At 71.8% G+C, this 24,217-nt stretch carries 20 protein-coding genes; 6 read left to right on the forward strand and 14 right to left on the reverse strand.

The features are described from left to right. Positions 1–211: 211 nt before the first annotated feature. The 3 genes from AS97_RS12570 to AS97_RS48555 all read left to right on the forward strand — a co-directional run bounded on the left by AS97_RS12570 (position 212) and on the right by AS97_RS48555 (position 2,059). A complete protein-coding gene (locus AS97_RS12570; protein WP_086709901.1) occupies positions 212–1,258 on the forward strand; it encodes a lytic polysaccharide monooxygenase in 1,047 nt (348 codons plus the stop codon). 323 nt (positions 1,259–1,581) lie between these two features. Continuing rightward, a complete protein-coding gene (locus AS97_RS12575) occupies positions 1,582–1,902 on the forward strand; it encodes a hypothetical protein (RefSeq protein WP_125758671.1) in 321 nt (106 codons plus the stop codon). After that, positions 1,883–2,059, forward strand: a complete 177-nt coding sequence (locus tag AS97_RS48555) for a sigma 54 modulation/S30EA ribosomal C-terminal domain-containing protein (protein WP_260613239.1) — start codon at positions 1,883–1,885, stop codon at positions 2,057–2,059. Before AS97_RS12575 ends, AS97_RS48555 begins: the two co-directional genes overlap by 20 nt. Positions 2,060–2,223: 164 nt before the next feature. On the opposite strand, the gene AS97_RS12585 is transcribed toward AS97_RS48555, so the two are convergent. Next, complete coding sequence (locus tag AS97_RS12585; protein ID WP_059146919.1) at positions 2,224–2,739, reverse strand: MarR family transcriptional regulator; 516 nt, start codon at positions 2,737–2,739, stop codon at positions 2,224–2,226. Between the two features lie 121 nt (positions 2,740–2,860). Here AS97_RS12585 and AS97_RS12590 point away from each other — a divergent pair, with 121 nt between their 5' ends. Beyond that, positions 2,861–3,277, forward strand: a complete 417-nt coding sequence (locus AS97_RS12590; RefSeq protein WP_059147019.1) for an organic hydroperoxide resistance protein — start codon at positions 2,861–2,863, stop codon at positions 3,275–3,277. A 128-nt stretch (positions 3,278–3,405) separates the two neighbouring features. Here AS97_RS12590 and AS97_RS12595 read toward each other — a convergent pair whose 3' ends face one another. From AS97_RS12595 to dnaE, 3 genes are all read right to left on the reverse strand, one after another. Continuing rightward, on the reverse strand, positions 3,406–4,308 hold the full coding sequence (locus AS97_RS12595; protein WP_185929932.1) for an alpha/beta fold hydrolase: 903 nt from the start codon (positions 4,306–4,308) through the stop codon (positions 3,406–3,408). A gap of 318 nt (positions 4,309–4,626) precedes the next feature. Continuing rightward, complete coding sequence (locus tag AS97_RS12600; protein ID WP_059147018.1) at positions 4,627–5,688, reverse strand: helix-hairpin-helix domain-containing protein; 1,062 nt, start codon at positions 5,686–5,688, stop codon at positions 4,627–4,629. 365 nt (positions 5,689–6,053) lie between these two features. Continuing rightward, positions 6,054–9,632: a DNA polymerase III subunit alpha gene (gene dnaE / locus AS97_RS12605; RefSeq protein WP_210564905.1), complete on the reverse strand. Its 3,579-nt coding sequence runs from the start codon at positions 9,630–9,632 to the stop codon at positions 6,054–6,056. Positions 9,633–9,858: 226 nt separating this feature from the next. Between dnaE and AS97_RS12610 the strand changes: the two genes are divergently transcribed. Further along, positions 9,859–10,311 (forward strand): PPOX class F420-dependent oxidoreductase, encoded by a 453-nt coding sequence (locus AS97_RS12610; protein ID WP_236669879.1) that lies wholly within the window; start codon positions 9,859–9,861, stop codon positions 10,309–10,311. Between the two features lie 384 nt (positions 10,312–10,695). Further along, on the forward strand, positions 10,696–11,139 hold the full coding sequence (locus AS97_RS12615; protein ID WP_059146915.1) for a subtilase-type protease inhibitor: 444 nt from the start codon (positions 10,696–10,698) through the stop codon (positions 11,137–11,139). A gap of 164 nt (positions 11,140–11,303) precedes the next feature. Here AS97_RS12615 and AS97_RS12620 read toward each other — a convergent pair whose 3' ends face one another. The 10 genes from AS97_RS12620 to AS97_RS12665 form a co-directional block, all read right to left on the reverse strand. Then, positions 11,304–12,380 carry a S1 family peptidase gene (locus AS97_RS12620; protein WP_125758668.1) on the reverse strand — a complete coding sequence of 359 codons (1,077 nt, stop codon included), beginning with the start codon at positions 12,378–12,380 and terminating at the stop codon, positions 11,304–11,306. A gap of 381 nt (positions 12,381–12,761) precedes the next feature. Then, a complete protein-coding gene (locus AS97_RS12625; protein ID WP_059147017.1) occupies positions 12,762–13,694 on the reverse strand; it encodes a slipin family protein in 933 nt (310 codons plus the stop codon). A 226-nt stretch (positions 13,695–13,920) separates the two neighbouring features. Then, positions 13,921–14,826, reverse strand: coding sequence for a S1 family peptidase (locus AS97_RS12630; protein ID WP_059146913.1), 906 nt, complete (start codon positions 14,824–14,826; stop codon positions 13,921–13,923). A gap of 322 nt (positions 14,827–15,148) precedes the next feature. Next, positions 15,149–16,498: an NtaA/DmoA family FMN-dependent monooxygenase gene (locus AS97_RS12635; protein ID WP_059146912.1), complete on the reverse strand. Its 1,350-nt coding sequence runs from the start codon at positions 16,496–16,498 to the stop codon at positions 15,149–15,151. Further along, the gene (locus AS97_RS12640) at positions 16,495–17,598 is read right to left on the reverse strand and encodes an LLM class flavin-dependent oxidoreductase (RefSeq protein ID WP_210564906.1); all 1,104 of its coding nucleotides are present in this window, start codon (positions 17,596–17,598) and stop codon (positions 16,495–16,497) included. The genes AS97_RS12635 and AS97_RS12640 overlap by 4 nt, the downstream gene beginning before the upstream one ends. A 37-nt stretch (positions 17,599–17,635) precedes the next feature. Then, on the reverse strand, positions 17,636–18,604 hold the full coding sequence (locus tag AS97_RS12645) for an ABC transporter substrate-binding protein (protein ID WP_086708689.1): 969 nt from the start codon (positions 18,602–18,604) through the stop codon (positions 17,636–17,638). 89 nt (positions 18,605–18,693) lie between these two features. Next, entirely contained in the window at positions 18,694–19,446 is a 753-nt protein-coding gene (locus AS97_RS12650) for an amino acid ABC transporter ATP-binding protein (RefSeq protein ID WP_185929933.1), read from the reverse strand. A 5-nt stretch (positions 19,447–19,451) separates the two neighbouring features. After that, complete coding sequence (locus tag AS97_RS12655) at positions 19,452–20,342, reverse strand: amino acid ABC transporter permease (RefSeq protein WP_210564907.1); 891 nt, start codon at positions 20,340–20,342, stop codon at positions 19,452–19,454. A 43-nt stretch (positions 20,343–20,385) separates the two neighbouring features. Beyond that, the gene (locus AS97_RS12660; RefSeq protein WP_210564908.1) at positions 20,386–22,275 is read right to left on the reverse strand and encodes an FAD/NAD(P)-binding protein; all 1,890 of its coding nucleotides are present in this window, start codon (positions 22,273–22,275) and stop codon (positions 20,386–20,388) included. Between the two features lie 598 nt (positions 22,276–22,873). Next, positions 22,874–24,076, reverse strand: coding sequence for a DUF5685 family protein (locus AS97_RS12665; protein ID WP_210567199.1), 1,203 nt, complete (start codon positions 24,074–24,076; stop codon positions 22,874–22,876). Positions 24,077–24,217 lie beyond the last annotated feature (141 nt).

The raw sequence follows: 24,217 nt of genomic DNA on the forward strand, positions 1-24,217 counted from the left end.
TCATCGGCGAGCGATCACCTCGGGTACCCCGGAACCGGCCCAGTCTCAGCTCTGCCTGAGCTGCTCCTTAAGGGCGCCATAAGACCGGCGGGAGAGCCGTTGGGCGGGGCTAGCGTGCTGCGCGTCACCCCCCAACCACGTGACCTCCCGACCACGTGCCCCCGACCGCGTGACCTTCCAGCGCGTCCCCCCACAGAAGGAGCCCCCGACGATGACCGCTCGTGCGACCGCTCACCGCAGAACCGCCCGGCTCGCCGTGCTCGGCGTGGTACCGCTCGCCCTCACCGCGCTGAACGCCGACCCGGCCACCGCGCACGGTTCGATGCAGGACCCGGTCAGCCGGGTGTCGGCGTGTTTCGCGGAGGGGCCGGAGAGCCCGGACTCGGCGGCCTGCAAGGCGGCCGTCCAGGCAGGCGGCACCCAGGCGCTCTACGACTGGAACGAGGTCAACATCCCGGACGCCGCCGGGCGCCACAAGGAGATCATCCCGGACGGAAAGCTGTGCAGCGCGGGCCGCGACAAGTACAAGGGCCTGGACCTGCCGCGCGCCGACTGGCCCGCCACCGCCATGACGGCCGGTGAGCACACCTTCACCTACCGGGCCACCGCGCCCCACCGGGGCAGCTTCGAGCTGTACGTCACCAAGGACGGCTACGACCCGACGAAGCCGCTGACCTGGGCGGACCTGGAGTCGGAGCCGTTCGCCAAGGTCACCGACCCCACGCTGAAGGACGGGAGTTACGTCTTTACGGGCAACGTCCCCAACAAGTCGGGCCGCCATCTGATCTACAGCGTCTGGCAGCGCTCGGACAGCCCGGAGGCGTTCTACACCTGCTCGGACGTGACCTTCGGCGGAGGCGGAGGCGCGGCGACCAAGGGGGCCGGGACGAGCGCGAGTTCCGCACCCACCGCCGCCGCGCCCAATGACGCGCAGATAGCGGAGGGCGCCGAGAAGTCGACCGTCGATCACCACGGCCACGGCGGTGACGACGGCGCCGAGGCCAACCACCAGCCGAAGGCGGCGGACGAGAAGGGCACGGAGGCGAACCAGCCCGAGGCCAAGAGCGCCAAGGTCATGGCCGCGAATGACGAACCGCAGGACGGCAGCACCGCCGGCGGGCAGCGTCTCGCCGAGACCGGGGGCGACGGATCCACCGCCCCCATGGCCATCGGCGGCGCCGCGGTCCTCGCCGCGGGCGCGGCGGTGCTGTTCGCCGCCGCCAACCGCCGCAAGGCCGTACGCCGGGGCCGCGGCTGAGGCAGTAGGCCGTAGGCCGTAACGGCGACTAGCTAGCCTGAGCCGCCGCGGATGCGCAGCGGTGGGACGAGCCATCTCGCCCGCCCCACCGCTCGGGGGACCATCCCGCCTCCAGGCAAACTCCCGGACACGGACCGCACCAGGACCGATCGGCCCATCGGACCGGCGACAGCCGCCGGTCAGCGCACCACATACGCGGCGTGCCCTGCGCACACCAGGGGATCCCTACGCCTGCCGCGCCGCGATGCGAGGCTGTCGCCGTCACGGGGAAGCAATCCGATGGACGACGTCCGAAGTCGTCACCCCTGCGCCGGGGAGTACGCGTGCGGGTGCCCGGCGTCATCGAATACGCGCAGGAGAAGGTCCGGGCGCTCACCGGCCGGACAGGGGAGCCGGTCCTCTTCGCCCGCGTCAAGCTGACCCACCTGGCGAACCCCGCCATGGAACGACCGGCGCTCGCCCAGGCCAACCTCGACGTCAACGGACGCCCTGCCCGGGCGCACGTCGCCGCCACGACCGTCACCGAGGCCGTGGACCTCCTGCAGGACCGGCTCGCTGGGCGGCTGGAGCGGCTACCGCCTCGCCCAGGTGCACCCCCACCCCCACCTCGTCGGCCCTGTGGCGGTGCCGCTCACCGTCAGTGACCTGCCCGCGCCCCGGATGAACGTGGCCGGGGCGAAGCAGCGACTGGACCTCGCCGGCTTGCCGTTCGTGTTCCTCGCCGACGACACCACCGGGCGGGGAAACGTCCTGTACCACCGCTACGACGGACGCTATGGCCTGATCTCCCCTTCCGGGTAACGGCCCGCTTCACACCGCGCGGCATCCCCGCGTGCGTGGGTCCGGACTGCCGGCGGAGGGGCATCCGGCGTGGGTCCTGCGTGAGCGCGCCCAGCGCCTCCTCGTTCCTCCCCGGCCGCGCTCCCGCCCGCCTACGCTTCCTCGTCGGCCGCGCTCCCGCCCGCCTACGCTTCCTCGTCGGCCAGCGCCGCGTCGAGAGCCGCCGTCAGCCGCCGCACCCGGGCCTGCAGGTCCACCGCCTCCGCCAGGCCGAGGCCGCTGGCCTCGATCGCCTTCAGGGGTACGCCCCGGGCTCGCTCCTTCAGCGCCGTCCCCTCCGCCGTCAGCCGGACCGTGACCGAGCGCTCGTCGTGTGCGCTGCGCTCGCGCTGGACGAGTCCGGCCGTCTGCATCCGCTTGAGCAGCGGCGAGAGGGTACCCGAGTCCAGCCGCAGGAATTCCCCCAGCCGCTTGACCGGCATCTCCCCGTACTCCCAGAGCACCAGCATGGCCAGGTACTGCGGATAGGTCAGCCCCGTGTCGCTCAGCACCCGGCGGTAGAGGCCGTCGAAGGCGCGGGAGGCGGCGTGCAGGGAGAAGCAGAGCTGCCGATCGAGCCGGAGCAGTTCATCGGCGGACGGCGGCTCGGGGTCGGTGCTCCCGGTCGTGGGGTCGGTGGTGCGGTCGGACTGGTGTGACATGTGTCCAGCGTACCCTTTAGTTGTACACAACTTAATTGTGTGCTGTACTTCTGCTCGAAGGCGGGGCCACCCCGAGCCCCCGCCTCACACCGACTGCCTGAACACGAGAGGGATGGTCTTCATGGACGCGATCTACACCGCGGTGGCCACTGCCAACGGACGCGACGGCCGGGCCGTGAGCTCCGACGGACAGCTGGACCTGCCGCTCGCCATGCCGCCCGCCCTCGGCGGCAACGGCCAGGGCACCAACCCCGAGCAGCTCTTCGCCGCGGGCTACGCCGCCTGCTTCGCGTCCGCGCTCGGCCTCGTCGGCCGCCAGACCAAGGTCGACACCAAGGACATCTCCGTCACCGCCGAGGTCGGCATCGGCAAGGACGAGGCGGACGGCGGCTTCGGCCTCAAGGTGACGCTGCGCGTCGAGCTGCCGAGCGACCTGGAGAACGAGACCGGCCGCAAGCTGGTCGAGCAGGCGCACCAGGTGTGCCCGTACTCCAAGGCGACGAAGGGCAACCTCGAGGTCGAGCTCGTCGCCGAGTAATCGGACGACGGCCGCTCGTCGCCGGGGCGGTCGAGGGCGGGCTGGTCGCGGCGCGAGGCGGACCAGCCCGACGGGCGACGCGCCCTGCTCGTACGGACCGAGGCAGGGCGCGCCATGACGGGCGAACGTCAGTCGTCCGACGCACAGGTGGTCGGGGTGGCGTGATCCGGATCGAGGGCATTGACGGCCTCATGGAAGGCCAGACCGTCGGTCAGGCCGATGGCCAGATGCTCGGAGATGTCGGTCGCGCACAGATCCTGGATCACCACGTTCTTGACGTTCGGACCGGAGAGGAACTGTGCCCGGTAGGGGGTGGCGACCTCGTCGTACTTGGTCGCGATGACGGTGTAGCGCACTCCGGGGACGGTGTCGCCGCCCTCGTTGAGGCGCCGCAGGAAGTCCGAGCCGACCACCTGGTCCATCAGCCCCGGGGCGCCCTTGGCGATGAGATCGCCGACCCCGGGGAAGTAGTCCAGCAGCTTCGTCAGCCCGGACAGGGTGGTGCCGTGGTTGGTGGGGGCGATGCCGACCAGGGCGTTCACCTTCGGCGCGCCACCGAGGAACTTGAGGTAGTAGCGGGGCATCATCCCGCCCTGCGAATGCCCGACCACGTCGACCTTGGCGGCGCCGGTGGCGGCGAGCACCCGGTCCACATGGGTGGAGAGCTGCTTCGCCGACTGGTCGACCGCCCCGAGACCGTGGAAGAACGGCACGGCGGGCAGTTGACCGTAGTCGAGGGAGAAGACGCAGTAACCCCGCTTGACCAGGTAGGGCGCGAAGCCGAGCCAGTTGTCGACGGAGTTGCCGAGGGTGCCGTGCACCAGGACGACGGGGCGGGGGTGTTGGGCCGAGGGCTTGCAGGAGTAGTCGTTCCAGCCGCTGCTCACCCCCTGCGACGCGGTGTCCGTGGCGAGCGCGGCGGTGGGGGTCGCCGCGGTCGCCGCGACCGCGAGGGCCAGGGCGGGCAATAACGTACGGGGCTTGGTCTTCGTGGTCTTCCGGAATCGCCGGATACGCCTCCGGGGCAGCATCACATGAACTCCTCGCTGGTGGGGGAGAGAGTCGCGCTGAGGGTGCGCTGACGGTGCGCTTGCGCTGCGCCCTGCGATCCGGATCACAAGAAGTGGTGCGCTCAATCGAAATTACGCGCGAGTAGCAAAGGCATCCAGCCATGTGCCGGTGAAGGAATGTGTACACCCTTTTCACGCGACGTCCAGGAATCCGGCGGGTTACGTGACAACCAGGAAACTGGTGGGGTTACCCGACATCCGTGGTGCTGGTGAGATTACGCGACGCCGAGGAATCCGGCGGGGCATACGACGCCCAACAAACTGGTGAGTTAGGCGGGGTTACGCGACGTCGAGGAATCCGGCGGGCCGGACCGCGGAGATGCCGAAGCGGGCCCGGGCCCGGTCGGCGGCGGCCTCCAGACGGCGTGACTTCTCGTCCGCGGGGTCGAACGTGAGCTGATGAGAGGCGAGTTCGGCGTCCATCAGCCCCTCGACGCGCAGCGCCACGGACCGCACCCGGGCCCGCTGCAGCCCGAGCGCGTCATGCAGCGCGTACGCGGCCGCGGTCAGCGCCGGGGTGTGCGCGGTCGGCTCGGCCAGGGTGCGGGAGCGGGTGGTCGTGGAGCGGTCGGCGTAGCGTACGGTGACGCTGATCGCGGCCGCGACCTGCCCGCTCGTCCGCAGCCGGACACCGAGCCCGTCGGCGAGGGTGAGCAGCGCGCGGCGCCTGCGGACGGGGTCCAACTCGTCGTGCCGGAAGCGGTGTTCCGCGCCCATCGCACGGGCGGGGGCGTTCGGGGTGACCGGCGCCGGATCGATACCGCGCGCCCACGCGTGGACGCGGCGCGCGGTCGTCGCGCCGAGGATCCGCTGCAGGGTGGACAGCGGCGCGGCGGCGATCCGCGCGGCGCTGTCCAGCCCGTACGCGCTCAGGGTGCGCGCGGTCGCGGGCCCCACCCCGGGCAGGGCGATGGGCGGCTTGCGCGCCAGGAACGCGGCGACGGCGTCCGGATCGCCGGGAACGGTACGGACGGACCCGGCCGCTTGGCCGGACCCGCCACCGGACCCGCCGCCGGACCCGCCACCGGACCGGCCGCCCCTGGATGCCGGGGCGCCGGACTCCTGGGCCTCGTGGGCGGCCATACGGGCGAGCAGGGGGTTGGCGGCGACGCCGACGGTGCAGTCCACGCCGTACCGGGCCAGCGCCCGGACCCGTACGATCTCGGCCAGCCCCGCCGCGTCCCGCCCGAAGTACCGCAGCGCACCCCGCACATCCGCGAACGCGGCATCGGGCGGCAGCGCCTCGACGACGGGCGTCAGCTCGCCGAGCAGGGTGAGCAGGCCCTGGTAGACGTCCTCCCCGGGCGTGGGATGGAACCGCACGTACAACACATGCGGCACCTCGCCCTCTTGACCCGGCTCGTCCGGGACCCGGCCCCCGCCGCCTCCGCCCGCCTCAGCCGAACCCCCGCCGCCCGGGTCTCCGGCCCGGGACCCGGCGGACGAACCCTCGGCCACTTCGCCGCCACTGCCGACGCCACCCGAGGCCCGGTACCGGTCCCGGTCCTCGGCCGACGGCCCCTCGACCGTCGCATCCCCCAACTCGACAGCTCCACAAGGCAGTTCACTGGCGGCCGAGCCCGCCTCCCGATCACGGTCGGCCGCCGCGGCGACACCCCAGCGCGCGGCGGCCCGAACGCCGGGCGCGGCCACGACACCCGGCAGGGCGGTGCCCAACGGATGGACCGGGAGGAGGTGCTCGGACGTCATCCCGCGCTCCCCGGGCTCGCATGCCACAGCTTGCGGCCGGTGGCGGCCTGGTCGCCCGCGGGCTGGAGGTCGGCCCAGGGGTGCATGGCGTAACCGGTGGGCATCTCGATGCGGCGGCCGGAGTCGGAGTCGCGGCCGGAGTCGGAGTCGCGACCGGAGTCGGATCCCGCCTCGGCCGTCTCCGGCCTCGCCCCCGCCAGCTCCGCGGCGACCGCTTCGAGGCCGCCCTCCTTCCTGAGCTGGGCCAGTTCGGCGAGGTTCCACACGGCCGAGCCGACGACGCTGAGGCTGCGCGGGCCGCGCCGCTGGACCACTCCGCGCACGAGCAGCAGCCAGGAGTGGAAGACGGTGTGCGCGCACGCCGCGTGGCTGTCGTCGAAGAAGGCGCAGTCGACCAGCCCCGTACCGTCGTCGAGCGTGGTGAAGATGACCCGGCGCCCCGAGCGGATCGGCGGGGTCTGGGTGGCGGCCTTGGCGCCGGCGACGAGCACGACCTCCCCGTGCGGCGCGTCGCGCAGCCGCTTCGCGGGAATCGCGCCCAGCTCCTCCAGGAAGTCCCGGTGGTCGCCCATCAGATGGCGGGAGACGTCCATGCCGAGGATGCCGAGTTCGGCGCCGAGGCGTTCGTCCGCGTCGAGGTCGGGGAGCCCGGCGGGGGCGGCGGGGCCGGTTTCGGCCAGCGGAAGCTGGCCCTCGGCGTCGCGCCGGGCGGCGCCCCGCTGCTGCCGGTGCAGTTCGGCGATCTGCAGCAGCAGGTCGCGGCGGCTGGTGCCGAACGCGTCCAACGCGCCGACCTGGGCCAGCCGTTCGGCGACCGGCCGCCCGGGGTGGGCGCGCAGCCACAGGTCCTGGAGCGAGGAGTAGGGCTGTCCGGCCGCGATCCGCTCGGTCTCGGCCTCGCTGATGCCGTGGACGTCGCTCAGCGCCAGCCGGACACCGATATGGTCTCCGCTCCCCCTGTTGCGCCTGTCCTCCTTGTCGCGTCCGCCCCGAGAATCACCAGACGTCAGTTCGATTCGATAGGCGGCGCCCGACCGGTTCACATCCAGCGGCAGGATCGGCACCCCGCGCCGCCGCGCGTCCGCCAGCAGCAGCCGCTTCGGGTACATCCCGGGGTCATGGGTGAGCAGCCCGGCGTAGAAGGCGGCCGGATGGTGCGCCTTGAGCCAGGCGGACTGATACGTCGGAACCGCGAAGGCGACGGCATGCGCCTTGCAGAAGCCGTACGAGCCGAACGCCTCGACGATCTCCCAGGTGCGCAGCCGCACCTCCGGCGCATAGCCCCGCTTCTCCGCCTCCGCGTGGAACCAGGCGCGCACCCGCCCCTGCCGCTCGGGGTTGGACAGCGCGCGCCGCGCCTCGTCGGCGAGGTCCCGTTCACATCCGGTCATGATCGACACGATCTTGATGATCTGCTCATGGAAGACCACGACCCCGTGGGTCTCGCGCAGCGCGTCCTCCAGGTCCGGATGCGGATAGCGCGCGGGCTTGCGGCCGTGCCGGGCGTCGATGAAGGGCCGGACCATGTCGGCGGCGACCGGGCCCGGCCGGAAGAGCGATATGTCGACCACGAGGTCGTGGAAGGAGGTGGGCTGCAACCGGCCGAGGAGATCGCGCTGACCGGGCGATTCGATCTGGAAGCAGCCGAGCGTCTCGGTGGAGCGGATCAGGTCGTAGGTGGCCGGATCGCCGGGCCGGACCTGTTCGGGGTCGTCGATGTCCACGACCCGCCCGGTGGTCCGCCGGATCTCCGCGACCGCGTGCGCCATCGCGGACTGCATCCGCACCCCGAGGACATCGAGCTTGAGCAGTCCGAGCTCCTCCACGTCGTCCTTGTCGAACTGCGACATGGGAAAGCCCTCACCGCTGGTCGGCACGATGGGCGTACGGGCCAGCAGCCCGGCGTCCGAGAGCAGCACGCCGCAGGGGTGCATGGCGATGCCACGGGGCAGCCCGTCGAGCGCCTCGACCAGGTCCCAGAGCTTGCCGAAACGTTCCTGCTCGGCAGCGACCGCTCGCAGCTCGGGCAGTTCCGCGAGCGCCGCGCGGGCATCGCGGGCGCGGATATGCGGGAAGGACTTGGCGAGCCGGTCCACCTCGGCCGGGTCCATGCCGAGCGCCGCGCCCACGTCCCGTACGGCATGGCGCACCCGGTAGGTCTCGGGCATCGAGACGGTCGCGACCCGCTCCGCCCCGAACCGCTCGAAGATCGCGCGATAGACATCGAGCCGGCGCGCGGACTCCACATCGATGTCGATATCGGGCAGCGCGGCGCGCCGCACCGACAGGAAGCGCTCCATCAGCAGGCCGTTGGCCACCGGGTCGGCGTGGGTGATGCCCAGCAGGTGGTTGACGAACGATCCGGCGCCGGAGCCACGGGCGGCCACCCGGATGCCGAGCTCCCGGGTGTCGTCGACGACCTGCGCGACGGTGAGGAAGTACGAGGCGAAGCCGAGCCGTTCGATGGTGCGCAGCTCGTCCTCGAGCCGCTCCCAGCGCACCCGGTCCCGGTCGTACCCCCGCAGCACCATGGCGGCGGCGCAGTGCGACCGCAGCACCCGCTCGGCGCTCCGCCGCCCGACCCCGACCAGCCGGGGCTCGGGGAAGTGGACACTGCCCAGGCCGATGTGGTCCTCGGGGTCGACCAGACACGCGGCGGCGGTGCGCCGGGTCTCCTCCAGCAGGCGGTGCGCGGCGTCCCGCCGCATCCCGGCCGCCTCCACGATCCGCTCGGCCGCCTTCGCCATGTCCCGGGGCCCCTTGAGCCAGCGCTCACCGCTGTCGAGCGCCCCGGGGGTGCGCGGGTCGATGGGGACGAGCCGGCGGGCCGCGTCGAGGACATCGGCGACCGGCCCCTCCCCCGGATCGGCGTAGCGGGCGGCGTTGCTCAGCACGGCCGGGATGCCCTGGTCGGCGGCGAAGCCGACGGTACGGGCGGCGAGCCGCAGCGAGCCCGGTCCGGTGCCGGTGCGGCCGTGCCATACGGCTTCCAGCCGCAGCGCGTCGCCGAAGAGTTCACGCCAGGGGGTGATCAGCCGCGCGGCCCGGTCGGGGCGCCCGGCGGCCAGGGCCCGGCCGACGTCGGAGTCCGGGCCGAGCAGCACGGTCAGCGGGGCGAGCGCGCCGGGGTCGCTCACCAGGTCGCGCCAGTGCAGCAGGGGCGGCCCGTCGCCGTTCGTCCGGGCGGATCCGGAGTGGGTGAGCCCCGCATGGGCGGCGGAGACCAGCCCGCACAGCGCGGCCCAGCCGGCCGCGCCGTCCCGGGCGAGGAAGACCGCCCGGGGCGTGGACTCGTCGATGAACGCACCGCCGCGCACCGGCGTACGGCGCCGAACGGTGCGCCCCGGCTCCGGATCCTCCCTCCGTACGGCGAGGTCCACCCCGAAGAGCGGCCGCACCCCCGCGCGCTCACACGCCCGGGCGAACCGCACCGCTCCGGCGAGGCTGTCGCGGTCGGTCAGCGCGATCGCGTCCATCCCGCGCTCGGCGGCACGCTGCGCCAGCCGTTCCGGGTGCGCGGCCCCGTACCGCATGGAGAACCCGGACGCGGTGTGCAGATGCGTGAAGCCTGGCATCCGCACCTCCCGCTGCTCACACCCCCTGACCGACCCTGCTTGTCCCACGCCCCACCATAACCCCATTCTCGAACAAGCGTGCGAGTCGATCCGATCGCGCTTTCCCTCTCCACCATAAGCACCTAAAACACCCTTTAGTCCCGCGTGTCGCCTTGTGAACGCTCCGCGCGGAAGCCGGTCGTCGCATCCATGGGCCGGCCACCGGCCCGCGCGTATGCTGATCACCATGACGGAGGGATCCCTGCTCGATCTGCTACGGGAGCAGCGCACCGGCGCGCTCGTCACCCTCAAGCGCGATGGACGGCCGCAGCTGTCCAACGTCGCCTTCACCTATGACCCCGCGACGCGCCTCATCCGGATCTCGGTCACCGATGACCGCGCCAAGACCCGCAATCTGCGCCGCGATCCGCGTGCGAGCTTCTACGTCACCAGCGGGGACCACTCCTCCTATCTGGTCGCCGAGGGCGACGCCGAGCTGACGCCGGTCGCCGCCGACCCCCATGACGCCACCGCCGATGAGCTGGTGGAGGTCTACCGCGCGATCCAGGGCGACCATCCGGACTGGGAGGAGTTCCGCACCGCGATGGTGGCCGAGCGACGGCTGGTGCTGCGGTTGCGCGTGGGGCGCGGCTACGGCTGGGGCCGGCAGTCCGGGGCCCTGAGCGGAGAGCTGGACTAGGGGCCACCACCGGTCAGCTTGCCCCGGCAGGTTCTCGCTCCAGCGGGGCATGCGACAGCCCTCGCCCCAGAGACATCATGGACATCAGCCGGGATTGCCCACCTGAGCGCCCTTGAATCGATTGAGCACCTCGGGCACCTCGCTGAGCACGCCCTCCACCGGGGGCGCGAAACGGCACCGGGTCCCCTGAGGGGCGCAATCCGCGCGCCGCCGCGCACCCGGTCGCCACGCGGCGTTCCGCGCCCGGCCATCTCCCGCACGCGACAATAAGCCACCGAACGACTACTTGTAGCGACCGGAAGTGCTCGATCGACGTGCGTTCCTGACGCGCACCGCGTAAGACTCCGTCCGGTATCTGCAACGACGAGCAAGGGAGTGTTCGAAATGCGGAAGACTACTGGGGCGATCGGGCTCGGAGCCGCTCTGGCCGTAAGCGCCGTGCTGGGGATCGGCACGAGCGGCACGGCCAGCGCCCAGCCCGCCAAGCCGCAGAGCCTGTACCCGCCCTCCGCGCTGGTCCTCACCGTCGGCTGGGGGGCCGACGGGGCCACGACCGAGGTCCAGCGAGCGGTGACACTGAGCTGTCGCCCCACCGCCACCGGCACCCACCCGGCCCCCGCCAAGGCATGCGCCGAACTCCGCTCCGTGGGCGGCACGTTCGGCCAGCTGCGCACCGGCGCGGAGCCCGGCCGGGTGTGCACCAAGGAGTGGCACCCCATCACGGTCACCGCCGAAGGGATCTGGGACGGCCGCCGGGTGTCGTACGAGCACACCTTCGCGAACAACTGCTTCAAGAGCGCGGCCCCGACGATGGTCTTCGAGTTCTGACCGTCCGACCTCGGGCGCCGACCGGCTGAACGACCGCCGGGCACAGCGATGAGCACGACAGGCTGAGCGCGGCAAAGGGAAAGCCCCCGGACACCGTCCACGGGTGTCCGGGGGCCTGCTCCTGTTCACACGGAGCGGACCGCGGGAGCGAAACGCGTCCCAGGTCAGCCGATCTCGGCGCCGAACGCCTGCAGCGCCTCCGGCACCGGCTGGAAGAAGGTCTCGCCGCCCGAGGAGCAGTCACCGCTGCCGCCGGAGGTCAGACCCAGGGCCGTGTCGCCCGCGAAGAGCGCGCCGCCGCTGTCGCCGGGCTCGGCGCAGACCGTGGTCTGGATCAGCCCCTCGACCGTCCCCTCCTGGTAGTTGACGGTCGCGTTGAGGCCGGTGACCTCGCCGTCGTGCACCTGGGTGGTGGAGCCGCTGCGCGTCACCTTCTGGCCGACCGTGGCGTCACCGGCCTTGGAGATGGCCTGGGTGCTGCCGTTGTAGAGGTCGACCGCGCTCGGGTGGTCGGTGTCCTTGGTGTACTTGACCAGCCCGTAGTCGTTACCGGGGAAGTCGCTGCCCTCGTTGGTGCCGATCTCCTCGCCGCCCTGCGAGTCCGACCAGCTGCTGATGGCCTCGGTGCAGTGACCGGCGGTCAGGAAGTACGGCTGGCCGCCCTTGACCACGTTGAAGCCCAGCGAGCAGCGCCCGCCGTCGCCCCAGATGGCGTCGCCACCGGCGATGAAGGTGGAGAACTTACCGGCCGAGCGCTTCACCTCGACCTTGTCGCCCAGCGCGTCGGCGACCTTGTCGAGGGTGGCCATCCGGGCGCCCTTGACGGAGCTGTCCGCGGTGACGACGACCTTGTTGCTTCTGGGGTCCACCGACCAGGAGGTGCCGGGGATGGTGGCCTTCTCCTTGAGCGTCTGACGCGCCTTGCTCAGCTCGGCCAGGGTGTGCTTGACGACCTTGGCCTCGGCCCCGGCGTCCCGGACCTTGTCCACGACGCCCTTGTTGACCACGTTGACGACGAGCTTCTTGGTCTTGGCGTCGTAGTACGCACCCGCCGTGTCGCTCTTGAGCGAGGAGGTGAGGGTGTTGGCGAGCTTTCCGGCGGCGCCGACCGAGAGGGTGTCGGGCTGGGTCTCACCGGGGGCGGCGTTGGCGCTCTGCAGGGTGATGCCCGTGGCGACCAGGGCCGCGATGCCGGCTCCGGCTATGGCGACACGACGCTTGGGTATGCGGCGGTGCTTCAAGTCTCTGCCTTCCAGTGGGGGGTTGGGCCCGACGGCAGTGGGGTGCCAGGGCCCGGAGGGCGTAGTGACATGGCGCTTCTCCCCACCCAGGGGCGCGTTCATGCCAAATTGCGCCGCCGAGTATTCCCACCACCACCGGCCGCGCACAAGGGTGCGTTCACGTCATGGGCGTGAAATTTACCCGGCGCCCTCATGTCCGGACATGGCGGTGCCCGCACACCTTCTGGGTGTACGGGCACCGAATCAGGTATCCGGACAGGACGTCAAACCGGGCGAATCAACCCCGCGTGGATCCCTTGCCGAAGTCCCTCCGGCGAGAGCCCTCTTGGCGGATCCTCTTAGCGGATCAGATCACCTCCGGCGGGAGCGGCGGGCTTCACCTCACCGGTCCACGGCATGCGGCTCCGGCTCGCGCTCGGTGAGCGTCGGCATCGCCTGCCGGGCGGGCTGGGCCGGCTGCGCGGGCGCGGCCTCCCGCTCCGGGGCGGTGGCCGGACCGGCGGCCGGGGCGCCGCCCTCCGTCCCGCCCTCCGCCCGGGCCGCGGCCGGGATCTCCTGTGCGCCACGCTCCAGGAAGCGCAGCAGCTCGACCGGGATGGGCAGCACCAACGTGGAGTTCTTCTCGGCGGCGACCGCCATCACCGTCTGCAGCAGCCGCAACTGGAGGGCCGAGGGGGTGTCCGCCATCTGGGCGGCGGCATCGGCCAGCTTCCGCGACGCCTGCAGCTCCGCGTCCGCGTTGATGACCCGGGCACGGCGCTCCCGGTCGGCCTCCGCCTGGCGGGCCATCGACCGCTTCATGGTCTCCGGCAGCGAGACGTCCTTGATCTCCACCCGGTCGATATGGACGCCCCAGCCGACGGCCGGGCTGTCGATCATGAGCTCGAGGCCCTGGTTGAGCTTCTCCCGGTTGGAGAGCAGATCGTCCAGATCGCTCTTTCCGATGATCGACCGCAGCGAGGTCTGGGCCATCTGGGAGACGGCGAAGCGGTAGTCCTCGACCGCGATGAGCGCTTCGGCCGGGTCCACGACCTTGAAGTAGACGACGGCGTCGACCCGCACGGTCACATTGTCCCGGGTGATGCCCTCCTGGGCGGGCACGGGCATCGTCACGATCTGCATATTGACCTTCTGGAGCCGGTCGACCACCGGAGTGATCATGGTGAACCCGGGCCCCCGGATATCCGAGCGCAGCCTCCCGAGCCGGAAGACCACACCCCGCTCGTACTGCTTGACCACCCGGGCCGCGGCCAGCGCGCCAAGGGCGCCGAGGCAAGCCAGTACCACTATCAATGTCACGAGCGCATCGACCATCACGGCCACCTGCCGTCCGTATCGCGAACAATGCCCCTCATGGGTTACATGTCCACGATAGTCCGCCCGCCGGACAGTGGGGAGGGTCACGGAATAGCCCCTTCCGGAGGCACGGAAAGGCCCCCGGGGGCCCTGCCCGGAGGCACGGAAAGCCCCCGTCCGGTGGCCCGGACGGGGGCTCTCGTTCAGCCTGGCGCGGAGATGATCAGCGAAGGAACGGCGCCGATCAGTAGACGCTCACGCCGTACGCGTTCAGCGCCTCGACGACCGGCTGGAAGAAGGTGGTGCCACCGGAGGTGCAGTTGCCGCTGCCGCCGGAGGTGAGGCCGAGGGCGGTGGAGCCGGCGTAGAGCGGGCCGCCGCTGTCGCCGGGCTCGGCGCAGACCGTGGTCTGGATCATGCCGTAGACGATGTCGCCATTGCCGTAGTTGACCGTGGCGTTCAGCGCGGTGACCCGGCCGCTGTGGATGCCGGTGGTGGAGCCGCGCCGGGTGACCGTCTGGCCAACGGTCGGATTGGCGGCCGAGGTGATGTCCTGGCTGCCGACGGTGCCCTGGGGGGTGACCGAGCCGCTGTACTGGACCAGACCGTAGTCGTTGGTCGGGAAGCTGGAGCCGGCCGTCGGGCCGATGGTGGTGGTGTGGCCGGAGTTCGACCACCAGGTGCCCGCACCGTCGGTGCAGTGACCGGCGGTGACGAAGTAGTTGGCCCCGCTGCTGTTGCGCACGTTGAAGCCGAGGGAGCAGCGCCAGCTACTCGCGTAGATCGCGTCTCCGCCCGAGATCAGCTTCTGAATCTTGCCGGGGGTCCGCTTGATCTCGATCGCGTCGGCGCTCGCACCGGCGGTGTTCTTGATCTTGGCTATCTCGCCCTGGGACACCGTGCTGTCGGCGGTGACCGTGAGCTTGTTGGTCGCCTTGTCGACGTACCAGGCGGTGCCCGCGACATCGGCCTCGAGGACGGCGTTGCTCGCCGACTTGGCCTCCGCCGCACTGAAGGTGCGGGTGCCTTCGCTTCCGGCGTAGGCGGCGGGGGCGGCGAGTGCCGCTCCCGCCACCAGGGCGGAGGTCGCGGCGATCAGGGCGATGCGTCTCGCCTGCTTGCCGTGGGGGGCGTTGCGCTTGATCCTCAACTCTTCCTCCGGGGGAATCGGGGGTCCGCCTGGGTGGGCAGGCCCGTGAGGCGCAGTCAATGAGCACACCGACGACCGATACGACCCAATTCGGCGTGCCCCTGACAAGCGCTTCCGGAAGTATTCGTGGCCGCGGGCAGACCGCGCAAGAGGACAATTCGGAACAGTCGTCGGGCACATGCCACATAGCCCCGGCGGGTTCAGGCCGCCGGGGCTTGTGCTCCCATCCCCTGGGTAACCCCTGAGACGGACGCGCGGGCGATCGGGTTCCGCTATGGCGCCGACCGGTCACCTCCCCGCGGCCGGGCCGGTGCGAAGCCGCTCAGCCCCGCTCCCCCGGAAAGGGAAGTCCCAGGTGGTCACGGAGTGTCGTACCGGTGTACGCGGTGCGGAACACCCCCCGCTCCTGAAGCAGCGGCACCACCCGGTCCACGAAGTCATCGAGCCCGCCGGGGGTCAGATGGGGTACGAGGATGAAGCCGTCGGCGGCGTCGGCGGCGACGAATTCCGCCATCTGCGCGGCGACCGCCTCCGGGGTGCCGATGAACGACTGACGCCCGTTCGCCTCGATGACGGTCTGCCGGATGGACAGCCCTTTCTCCTCCGACAGCGCCCGCCACTTGGCGGCGACGGCCAGCGGATCGCCATGCCGCACCCGGCCCTGGGCCAGCTGCGAGTCGGGGTCGGGGTCGATGTCCGGAAGCGGCCCGTCCGGGTCGTAGCCGGACAGGTCCACACCCCAGATCTGTTCCAGGGTGAGCAGCGCGGTCTGCGGGGAGACCTGCTGGAGCCGGATCTCGGCGGCCTTCTCCTGGGCGTCGGCCGCGGTGTCGCCGAGGACCAGGGTCACCCCGGGCATGATCTTCAGCTCCTCCGGGGCGCGCCCGTACCGCGCGAGCCGCCGCTTGACGTCGGCGTAGAAGGCGCGCCCGGCCTCCAGCGAGCCGTGCCGGGTGAAGATGATGTCGGCGGCGGAGGCGGCGAACTCCCGTCCCTCGTCGGAGTCCCCGGCCTGGATCACCACCGGATGGCCCTGCGGTGAGCGTGGCACGCCGAACTCGCCGTCGATGGTGAAGTGCCGGCCGGTGTGGGCGAACGGACGGGGGGTGCCGTCCGGCGTCCAGGAGTCCCACAGCTCACGGGCGGTGGCGACGAACTCGGCGGCCCGGGTGTAGCGGTCGGCCCGGTCCAGGAAGCCGCCGCGCCGGAAGTTCTCGCCGGTGAAGGCGTCGGAGGAGGTGACCACGTTCCAGGCGGCGCGGCCCCCGCTGAGATGGTCCAGGGAGGCCAGCCGGCGGGCCAGTTCGTACGGTTCGTTGAACGTGGCGTTGACTGTGGCGGCCAGCCCCAGCCGTTCGGTGACGGCCGCGAGTGCGTTCAGCACGGTGATCGACTCGGGCCTGCCGACCACGTCGAGGTCGTGGATCCGGCCGTTGTGCTCCCGCAGCCGCAACCCCTCGGCGAGGAAGAAGAAGTCGAACAGCCCGCGCTCGGCGGTGCGCGCGAGATGCGCGAAGGAGTCGAAGTCGATCTGGCTTCCGAGAGCGGGGCTGCGCGAAGCGCATCGGCCGGGGGTGGTGGTCGGGCCGGCGGGCGGGACGGTCCAGACGGTGGTGTTGTTGACGCCCGGGAAGTGGGCGGCGAGATGGATCTGCTGGTGCTGCCTGCTCATCGGGCGGCCTCCCGCTCCAGGGCGTAGCGGCTGGCCGGACGGGAAAGCCCCAGGTGGTCGCGGAGTGTCGCACCGGGATAGCAGGTGCGGAACAGCCCTCGGTGCCGGAGCAGCGCCACGGTGCCGTTGACGAAACGTTCCAGGTCATGGCGTGGGGCGACGGGGGTGATGTGGAAGCCGTCCACCGCGTCGGCGGTGCCCCAGCCGGTGATCAGCTCGGCGAGCCCGGCCGGTCCCCCGCGGTACAGCGGAGGTCCGCCGGGCGTGTCGGTCAGCGCGACCGGCGCGTTCACGGCCGGGCCGGTCCCGGGCGCGCCCTCCCCGTCGGCCAGGTCCACCGCGACGGAGGCGAGCACGGTGAGCGCGCGGGCCTCCCGGCCGTGCGCCACCGCGCGGCGCCGCAGCTCGTCGCGGATGCGGCCCGCCTCCTCCGGGGAGGTGGCGCGGAGGTACACCACATCGGCGTGTCGGGCCGCGGTCTGCCAGGTCACCGGGTCGGTGGCGGCGACGGCCACCACCGGGTGGCCCTGCGGCGGCCGGGGCACGATGGCCGGGCCGCGCACCGAGAAGTGCGCGCCCTCGAAGTCCACGTAGTGCAGCTTGTCGCGGTCGATGAAGCGGCCGGTGGCGGTGTCACGGATCTCGGCGTCGTCCTCCCAGCTGTCCCACAGCCGGGCCACCACATCGGCGACCTCCCCCGCCTCGGCCCACAGCTCCCCGGCGGGCGCGGCGGGGCGGCGGCCCACCAGCCGGGCCTCCGCCTCCGTCGCCGACACCTCGACCCGCCAGCCCGCCCGGCCACGGCTGACCCAGTCCAAGGTGGCCACGGCGGAGGAGACATGGAACGGCTCGGTGTGGGTGGTGGTGACGGTCGGCACCAGTCCGATCCGCCCGGTGGCGGGCGCGACACGCGCGAGGACGGCGAGCGCGTCGAGCCTGCCCCGGCCCGGCCCCGGAGGGCCGAAGGTGTCGTCCAGGGTGATGAAGTCGAGCTGGCCCTCCTCGGCGAGGCGGGCCAGCTCCACGTAGTACGGCGCCTGGTACCGCCCGTCGCCGTCGATGGCGGCGGCCAGGTGCAGGGTGCCGGTCGGTACGGACATGGTCAGGGCCTTCCTGGGTCGGGGGTGGGGGGCACGGTCACGGCGTGGGCAGACCGGGCGGGTTGATCTCGGACTTCTTCACCGCCTCGCCGGCGAGCCCCCAGCGCTTGAGGACCTTGGCGTACGAGCCGTCCTCGATCACGTGGTCCAGGGCCGCGGCATAGGCGTCGACCAGCCCGCTGCCCTTCCTGGTGGTGGCCGCGATCTTGCCCTGCACCTGCTCGCCACCGCCCGAGAAGCGGCCGATGACCTGGGTCTGGCCGGCCGAGGCGACGTGGTAGGCGGAGGTGGGGTGGGGGCCGAAGTAGGCGTCGATACGGCCCGATTGGAGGGCGAGGTAGTAGTCGGTGTCCTTCTGGAAGTACTTGATGTCCACGGGCTTACGGCCCGCCTTCTGGTTCTGCTTGCTCCAGTCGACCAGGATCTTCTCCTGGTTGGTGCCGGAGGCGACCGAAACGGTCTTGCCCGCCACGTCCCGCGGGCCCTTGACCCGCCAGGAGGTGCCCTTCTTGGCCTCGAAGGCGAGGTCGTCCAGCCGATAGGTGGCGAAGTCGTACTTCTGCTTGCGCTCCTCGGTGACCGTCACATTGGAGAAGACGCCGTCGAACTTGGAGCTGTCGAGGCCGACGAAGAGGTTCTCCCAGGAGACCGCCTGGAAGTCGACCTTGAGCCCGAGGGTGTCGGCGACCAGCGTGGCGAGGTCGATCTCGGAGCCGATCCGGGTCTTGTCGTCGGTCGCGTAGAAGCCGAGCGGCGGGGAGGCGTCGGCGCTGCCGCCGATACGCAGGGTGCCGCGCGCGCGGATCGCGGCCGGCACCTTCGCCGCGATCGAGGCGACCTTCTTCCCTCTGACGCGGTGCTGGTCGGGGCCGATATTGATGCTGCTGGCGCCCTTCGTGCCCGTGGAGCCCACCGTCTCCCGGACATCGCCGTCGCCGCAGCCACCGAGCAGGGCGGCGGCGGTGAGGGCGGCGACGGCGGCGACGAGAGTGCGGCGGGTCTTCATAGGGGTGCTCCTCGCATGGGTGAACATCGGTGGCCTGGTGGACATCGGCCGTCTCGCGGACCTCGGTGATCTCGTGAACATCGGTGGCCTCAGAGGACCTTGGAGAGAAACGCCTTGGTGCGTTCCTGGCGTGGGGCGTCCAGCACCTCGCCCGGTGGGCCCTGCTCGACGATCCGGCCGCCGTCCATGAAGACGACGGTGTCGGCGACCTCCCGCGCGAAGCCGATCTCATGGGTGACGACGATCATCGTGGTGCCCTGGTGGGCCAGGCCCTTGATGACGTCCAGGACCTCGCCGACCAGTTCGGGATCGAGGGCGGAGGTCGGCTCGTCGAAGAGCAGCAGCTCGGGTTCCAGGGCGAGGGCGCGGGCGATAGCCACCCGCTGCTGCTGTCCGCCGGAGAGCTGCCGGGGGTACGCGGCCGCCTTGTCGGCCAGACCGACCCGGGCGAGCAGCCTCTCGGCGCTGTGGACCGCCTCTTTCCCGGGGCGGCGCAGGGCCGAGACCGGGGCCTCGACGATGTTCTCCAGCACCGTCAGATGCGGGAAGAGGTTGAAGTTCTGGAAGACGAAGCCGATCCGGGTGCGCTGCTTGAGGATCTCGCGTTCGCGCAGCTCGTAGAGGCGGTCGCCCTGGCGGCGGTAGCCGACCAGCGAGCCGCCGACGCTGATCCAGCCGCTGTCCACCTTCTCCAGGTGGTTGATGGCGCGCAGCAGGGTGGACTTGCCGGAGCCCGACGGCCCGAGGACGACGGCCACCTCCCCGGAGCGCACCTCCAGGTCGATGCCGCGCAGCACCTCCAGCGACCCGAAGCTCTTGTGGACGGAACGGATGTCGACCATGGCGGTCATCGGGTGGCTCCCCGTGAGAAGCGGCGCTCGACGTAGTACTGCGCGATCGAGAGCACGGTGGTCAGGATGATGTACCAGACGGTCGCGACCATCAGCAGCGGCACGACCCGGCCGTTGCGTCCGTAGATGACCTGCACCTGGTAGAAGAGCTCGCCGATCGCCATGACGGAGACGATCGAGGTGCCCTTGAAGAGCGAGATGACCTCGTTGGCGGCGTTCGGCAGGATCGACCGCATCGCCTGCGGGAGCACGATCTTGCGCAGTTGCCGCAGCCGGGGGATGCCGAGCGCGGCCGCCGCCTCCAGCTGTCCGCCGTCGACGGCGAGGACTCCGCCGCGCACGATCTCCGCCGCGTAGGCCGCCTGGTGGAGGGCGAGTCCGAGCACCGCCGCGCTCATCGCGCCGACCAGCCCCGCGGTGTCGAAGGAGAGGAAGCCGGGGCCGAAGGGGATGCCGAAGTCGAGCCGCTTGTAGAGATAGGTGAGGTTGAACCAGAAGAGGAGCTGGACGATGAGCGGGATGGAGCGGAACGCCCAGATGTAGGTGAAGGCGACCGACTTCAGGAAGGGGCTCTGGGACAGCCGCATAAAGGCGAGGACGATCCCGAGGGCGAAGCCGAGCGCGGTGCCGTAGAAGGTGAGCTGGATGGTGATCCAGACCGCCTTGAGGATGGTCCGGGAGGTGAAGAAGTCGGCGAAGACGTCCCACTCCCAGCCGGGGTTGGTGATCAGGCCGTGGGCGAACTGGGCCACCAGGACGGCGGTGACGGCAACGGCGGCCCAGCGCCAGGGGTTGCGTACCGGGACGACCTCGAGGGTGGAGTAGTCCTCGCGTTCTGCGCCGCTTTCGGCGGCTTTGTGGAGAGGTGGATCGGACGTCAGCGACATGGAGGGTCCTTCGAAGGGAGCGACGGGTTTCCCGGGGGGATGCTCAGGCGGTGAGCGAGGCGCGACAGGACAGGTCGCGCAGACACAGCAGCAGGGCCCGCGCGGTGGCGTCGTTCTGCCGGAACGCGGGGGCGTTGGTACGGGGCCGGGCGAAGGCGCCCGACGCACGGGCGTCGGTGTGCGGCCCGAGCGCGAAGCGGCGCGGATGCGGGCGGCCGGCCCGGTCCAGGATCCGGCCGTCGGCGGGGCTGACGGCGAGCAGTCCGGCCGGGGTGGCGGCGGCGCCGTCGCGGTGCAGGGAGCGCAGCAGGGTGTCGCGGGAGCGGTCCACGGTCGGCTCCGGCAGCCGGGCCTCGACCAGCGCACGGGCCTCGACGACGTGGCCCGGCACACTGGCCGAGCTCGCCCGGAACACCCCGCGCAGCGGATCGGCGGTCACGGTCGTCTCGGCACCGAGGAAGCGGACCACTCCGGCGCGGGAGAGCGCGAGCAACTGCTCGAGCCGTGGGCCGGGCGGGCCGGAGGCGAGGTAGCTGAAGAAGCCGTGCCACCAGCCGCCGATGTCGCCGAGCCGGATCAGCTGGCCGTAGACGGAGAGCAGGGCGAGGAAGACGGCCAGGTCAGGGCTGTGCGCGGGGTTGTGCCGACGGGCCAGGTCGGCCTCGATACGGGTGCGCAGCCCCTGCTGCAGGGCCTCGTGGCCGGGGAACCGCAGCCCGGCCAGGGGGTGGTCGAGGGCGTCGAGATCGAGCCGGTCGGCCGGGTCGGGGACGGCCGCGGCGACCAGGGCGTCCAGTTCGGGGCTGCCGGGCGGGCAGGCGGCGTACTTCTCCTCGAACGCGGGCCACTCCCCGGCCGTCCGCTCCGGATGGGCGGTGAACAGCCGGTGGTAGTGGGCGAATCCCAGCTCCTTGGCGATCAGCGGCCAGATGTCGCGCCGGAAGTCCGGACGTCCGGGAAGCGAGCGCAACGCGTCGACCTGCGCGGGGCCGAAGAAGCGCGGCACCGGGGGCCGCTCACCGCTCAACGAGTAGCCGATCTTGGCGTGATACGGAACGCCGCGCCGCGAACCGGCGTACAGCACGGGCTCGCGGCCCGAGGGCAGGTACGCCAACTCCCCGTCCGGGCCGCGCTCATAGCGTCCGCCGCGCCCCTCGGTGAGCAGCACCATCAGATCGACGAAGGCGAGGCCGAGGCCGCGCACGAGCACCGGCTCACCGGGGCACAGCACGCTCAGCTCGCTGTCGGCGGTGAACTCCGGCGGGAGGTGGACGAGTCCGTGCTCGGCGGCGAAGGCGGTGAGCGCCCGCTGCTCGGCGTCGGGTTCGGCGTCGAGGTGGCCGAGGGCGAGGACCACGGCGTCGGCGGTGAGCGGGGCGGTCCGCCCCTCCAGCCACACCTGCTGGCGTCCGTCGCGCGGCCCGGTGACGCGGACGGCCCGGTCCCGGTGCTCATGGACGGTGGTCCCGGGCGGCAGGCCGGCCACCGACCGCTCGTACACCCAGCGCAGATAGGCGCTCTGGAGGCGGCGGGTGGCGAAGCTCTGCCCGGTCAGGGCGGCGGCTTCGGCAGCGAGTTCGGGCGGCAGGGCGGGGCTGCCGGGTGGCGCTCCCTCGCGGATCCGGACGGCCCATTCGGCGAGGGAGGGGCCGGGGCGTATGGGTCCTTCGCGCTCCACCGACTCGTCGGTGAACATGGTGACGTCCTCGGCCATGGAGTTCATCCACAGCAGCGGGGACTGGTCCGGGCGCCAGATGCGGCCGCCACCGGGCGGATGCGGATCGACCAGGTGCAGCTCCAACGGGGCGCCGCCGCCGTGGAGTTCGGGGGCGTTGGCGGCGAGGCGCTCGATCAGACCGGTGGCACGCGGGCCCGCGCCGACGATGACGATCGTGGCGGGTGATCGGGAAGGCTGGTCCGGGTTCGGGGACATGCGAAGGCTCCGTGAGTTCAGAAGTGAACACACGCATGGCCTTCACACACGGCCGAGCCCCTCGGCTCGGCGGACGAGCCCCTCAGCTCGACATGGGGCTGAGGTTAAGGCGTCCCCACGGTGCGCTGTCAAGGCTGTCCGAACTGTGAGCAGCGCGTCTCACCGCGGTTGACGCGGAAGCGGATGGCTGCTCCACTTGGCCCATGGACTCAAGGCAGCGACTGGTCACGCGCGACCACATCGACTTCGGTCGAGTGTGGTCGTCGTCCTGTTCGGGCTGACCGCCCGCCTCCGCTGCCATAGGGGATTTCCGTCCCCCAGCGCTTCGAGGCTTCGCCCGCGCCCGCCGAATTCCCTCCCCCCGGCGTGGCCGCAGCACTTCCGCGTCGTCACGCGCCTTCGGCCTTCCCACACGCACACACGCTTCCGCGTTCCACCCTCCCCTCGGGCGCCCCTCCCCTCAGGCGCTCCGGCACCACCTGCCCCGTTCCCCCGCTCCTCATAGCCCGGTGCCCTGAAGGGGCGCGGGAACCGCGCGATCAGCCACGACGCCGCCGTAGACAACCGACGGCATTTCAGGGCACCTCCAGTGGCGCGCTCAGCAGTCGCAGCCGCAGTCACAACCATCACAGCAGTCGCAGCTACAGCAGTCGCCGCAGTTGCTGCAGCAGTCACAACAGTCACAACAGTCACCGCACTTATGGCACAGGCCCTCGCGCGGCTGCCCGCTCCACGGGTCGTGGTACGGATCCCGGCAGCACACCTGGCAGGTGCAGCAGAGCCCGGTCCACACCAGACAGCCCGCGAGCAGCCCCCGGCGGCGCCCCGGCGGCTCCGGCGGGGCGCCGCCGGGGCCTCCCGGGGTGATCCACGGCGACTGCGGCGGCCCGTAGGAGGACTCCGGGGTGCCGGAGCCATGGCCGGGGTGGGCACAGCCGGTGGTGCCGAAGGTGCGGTCGACCGCGCGCTCCAGCTCATGGGCCAGCAGCACATGGGCGAGCCGGCCGGAGCCCTTGCTCGCGAATGCGGTGTCCTTGAGCGCCAGCCGCACCCCGTGCACCGCGTCGTCGCACAGCCTGCGGACCTCGGCGAGGTCGGCTCCGGTGGCCGCGATCGGGTTCCAGGCACCGGTCTCGGCGTCCTCGGCCAGGTCCTCCACCGCGTCCAGCAGATGCGCGAGCCGCCCGAAGAGCCCGCCCGCCTCCTCCAGCGGGGCCCGGTTGCCGGGCCGCCCGGCCAGGACGGCGGTGTGCCCGAAGGCCGCGGCGGTCGCGGTCTCGGTGGGCTCGGTGATGGTCAGCAGCGGGGTGCCGGGGCCCGCGTGGGACTCCAGCTCAGCCTGCCGGCCGACCGCGTCGAGCAGCAAGGTGGTGTCGAAGCCGAGCGCGGCGCCGCTGCGCTCCCCCGCCCGGTCCCACCGGCCGGCCACCCGGCGGGCGGCCGCGGCGACCGGCCGCCGGGCCAACGCCCCGTCGCCGTCCGCGACATGGTCCCGTACCTTCGCCGAGGCCAGCACCAGCGAGACGGTGGCCGCCAGCCGCGCCCCCTCGCCCTGGGCGACCGACGCCGTCCGCATCCCGCGCAGCGGACAGGGCCCGGCGGTGCGCCGCCAGCCGTCCGACCGTCCGGCCTGGGCCTCCACCAGCACCGATATCACCAGGCCGTCGTAATTCGTGGCGACGCGGGCGAACTGTCCGTGATCACCCCGCAACGCGAGGCACAGCCCGCACAAATGCGCCATCCACTCGGTGCGCAGGTTTTCCGACAGCCGATGCCGACAAGGCCGGATAATGCCAAACACCACGAACCCCGTTCACCCGTATGTCCCCGACGTCACCCGCCCGGCCGCGGCGGAGTCTACCCATCGCTCCGTCAGCCTCCATAAGCAGGTGGAACTCTGATATGGCGCCAGCCGTTGTGCACCAGTAACGTCACGAATCCC

Origin of the sequence: Streptomyces sp. AgN23, from assembly GCF_001598115.1 — a bacterium.
Classification (GTDB): Bacteria; Actinomycetota; Actinomycetes; order Streptomycetales; family Streptomycetaceae; genus Streptomyces; species Streptomyces antimycoticus.

Coding starts and splice junctions, on each gene's coding strand:
- AS97_RS12570 (WP_086709901.1), top strand. CDS start 212: ATGACCGCTCGTGCGACCGCTCACCGCAGAACCGCCCGGCTCGCCGTG.
- AS97_RS12585 (WP_059146919.1), bottom strand. CDS start 2,739: ATGTCACACCAGTCCGACCGCACCACCGACCCCACGACCGGGAGCACC.
- AS97_RS12590 (WP_059147019.1), top strand. CDS start 2,861: ATGGACGCGATCTACACCGCGGTGGCCACTGCCAACGGACGCGACGGC.
- AS97_RS12595 (WP_185929932.1), bottom strand. CDS start 4,308: ATGCTGCCCCGGAGGCGTATCCGGCGATTCCGGAAGACCACGAAGACC.
- dnaE (WP_210564905.1), bottom strand. CDS start 9,632: ATGCCAGGCTTCACGCATCTGCACACCGCGTCCGGGTTCTCCATGCGG.
- AS97_RS12610 (WP_236669879.1), top strand. CDS start 9,859: ATGACGGAGGGATCCCTGCTCGATCTGCTACGGGAGCAGCGCACCGGC.
- AS97_RS12615 (WP_059146915.1), top strand. CDS start 10,696: ATGCGGAAGACTACTGGGGCGATCGGGCTCGGAGCCGCTCTGGCCGTA.
- AS97_RS12625 (WP_059147017.1), bottom strand. CDS start 13,694: ATGGTCGATGCGCTCGTGACATTGATAGTGGTACTGGCTTGCCTCGGC.
- AS97_RS12635 (WP_059146912.1), bottom strand. CDS start 16,498: ATGAGCAGGCAGCACCAGCAGATCCATCTCGCCGCCCACTTCCCGGGC.
- AS97_RS12640 (WP_210564906.1), bottom strand. CDS start 17,598: ATGTCCGTACCGACCGGCACCCTGCACCTGGCCGCCGCCATCGACGGC.
- AS97_RS12645 (WP_086708689.1), bottom strand. CDS start 18,604: ATGAAGACCCGCCGCACTCTCGTCGCCGCCGTCGCCGCCCTCACCGCC.
- AS97_RS12650 (WP_185929933.1), bottom strand. CDS start 19,446: ATGGTCGACATCCGTTCCGTCCACAAGAGCTTCGGGTCGCTGGAGGTG.
- AS97_RS12655 (WP_210564907.1), bottom strand. CDS start 20,342: ATGTCGCTGACGTCCGATCCACCTCTCCACAAAGCCGCCGAAAGCGGC.
- AS97_RS12660 (WP_210564908.1), bottom strand. CDS start 22,275: ATGTCCCCGAACCCGGACCAGCCTTCCCGATCACCCGCCACGATCGTC.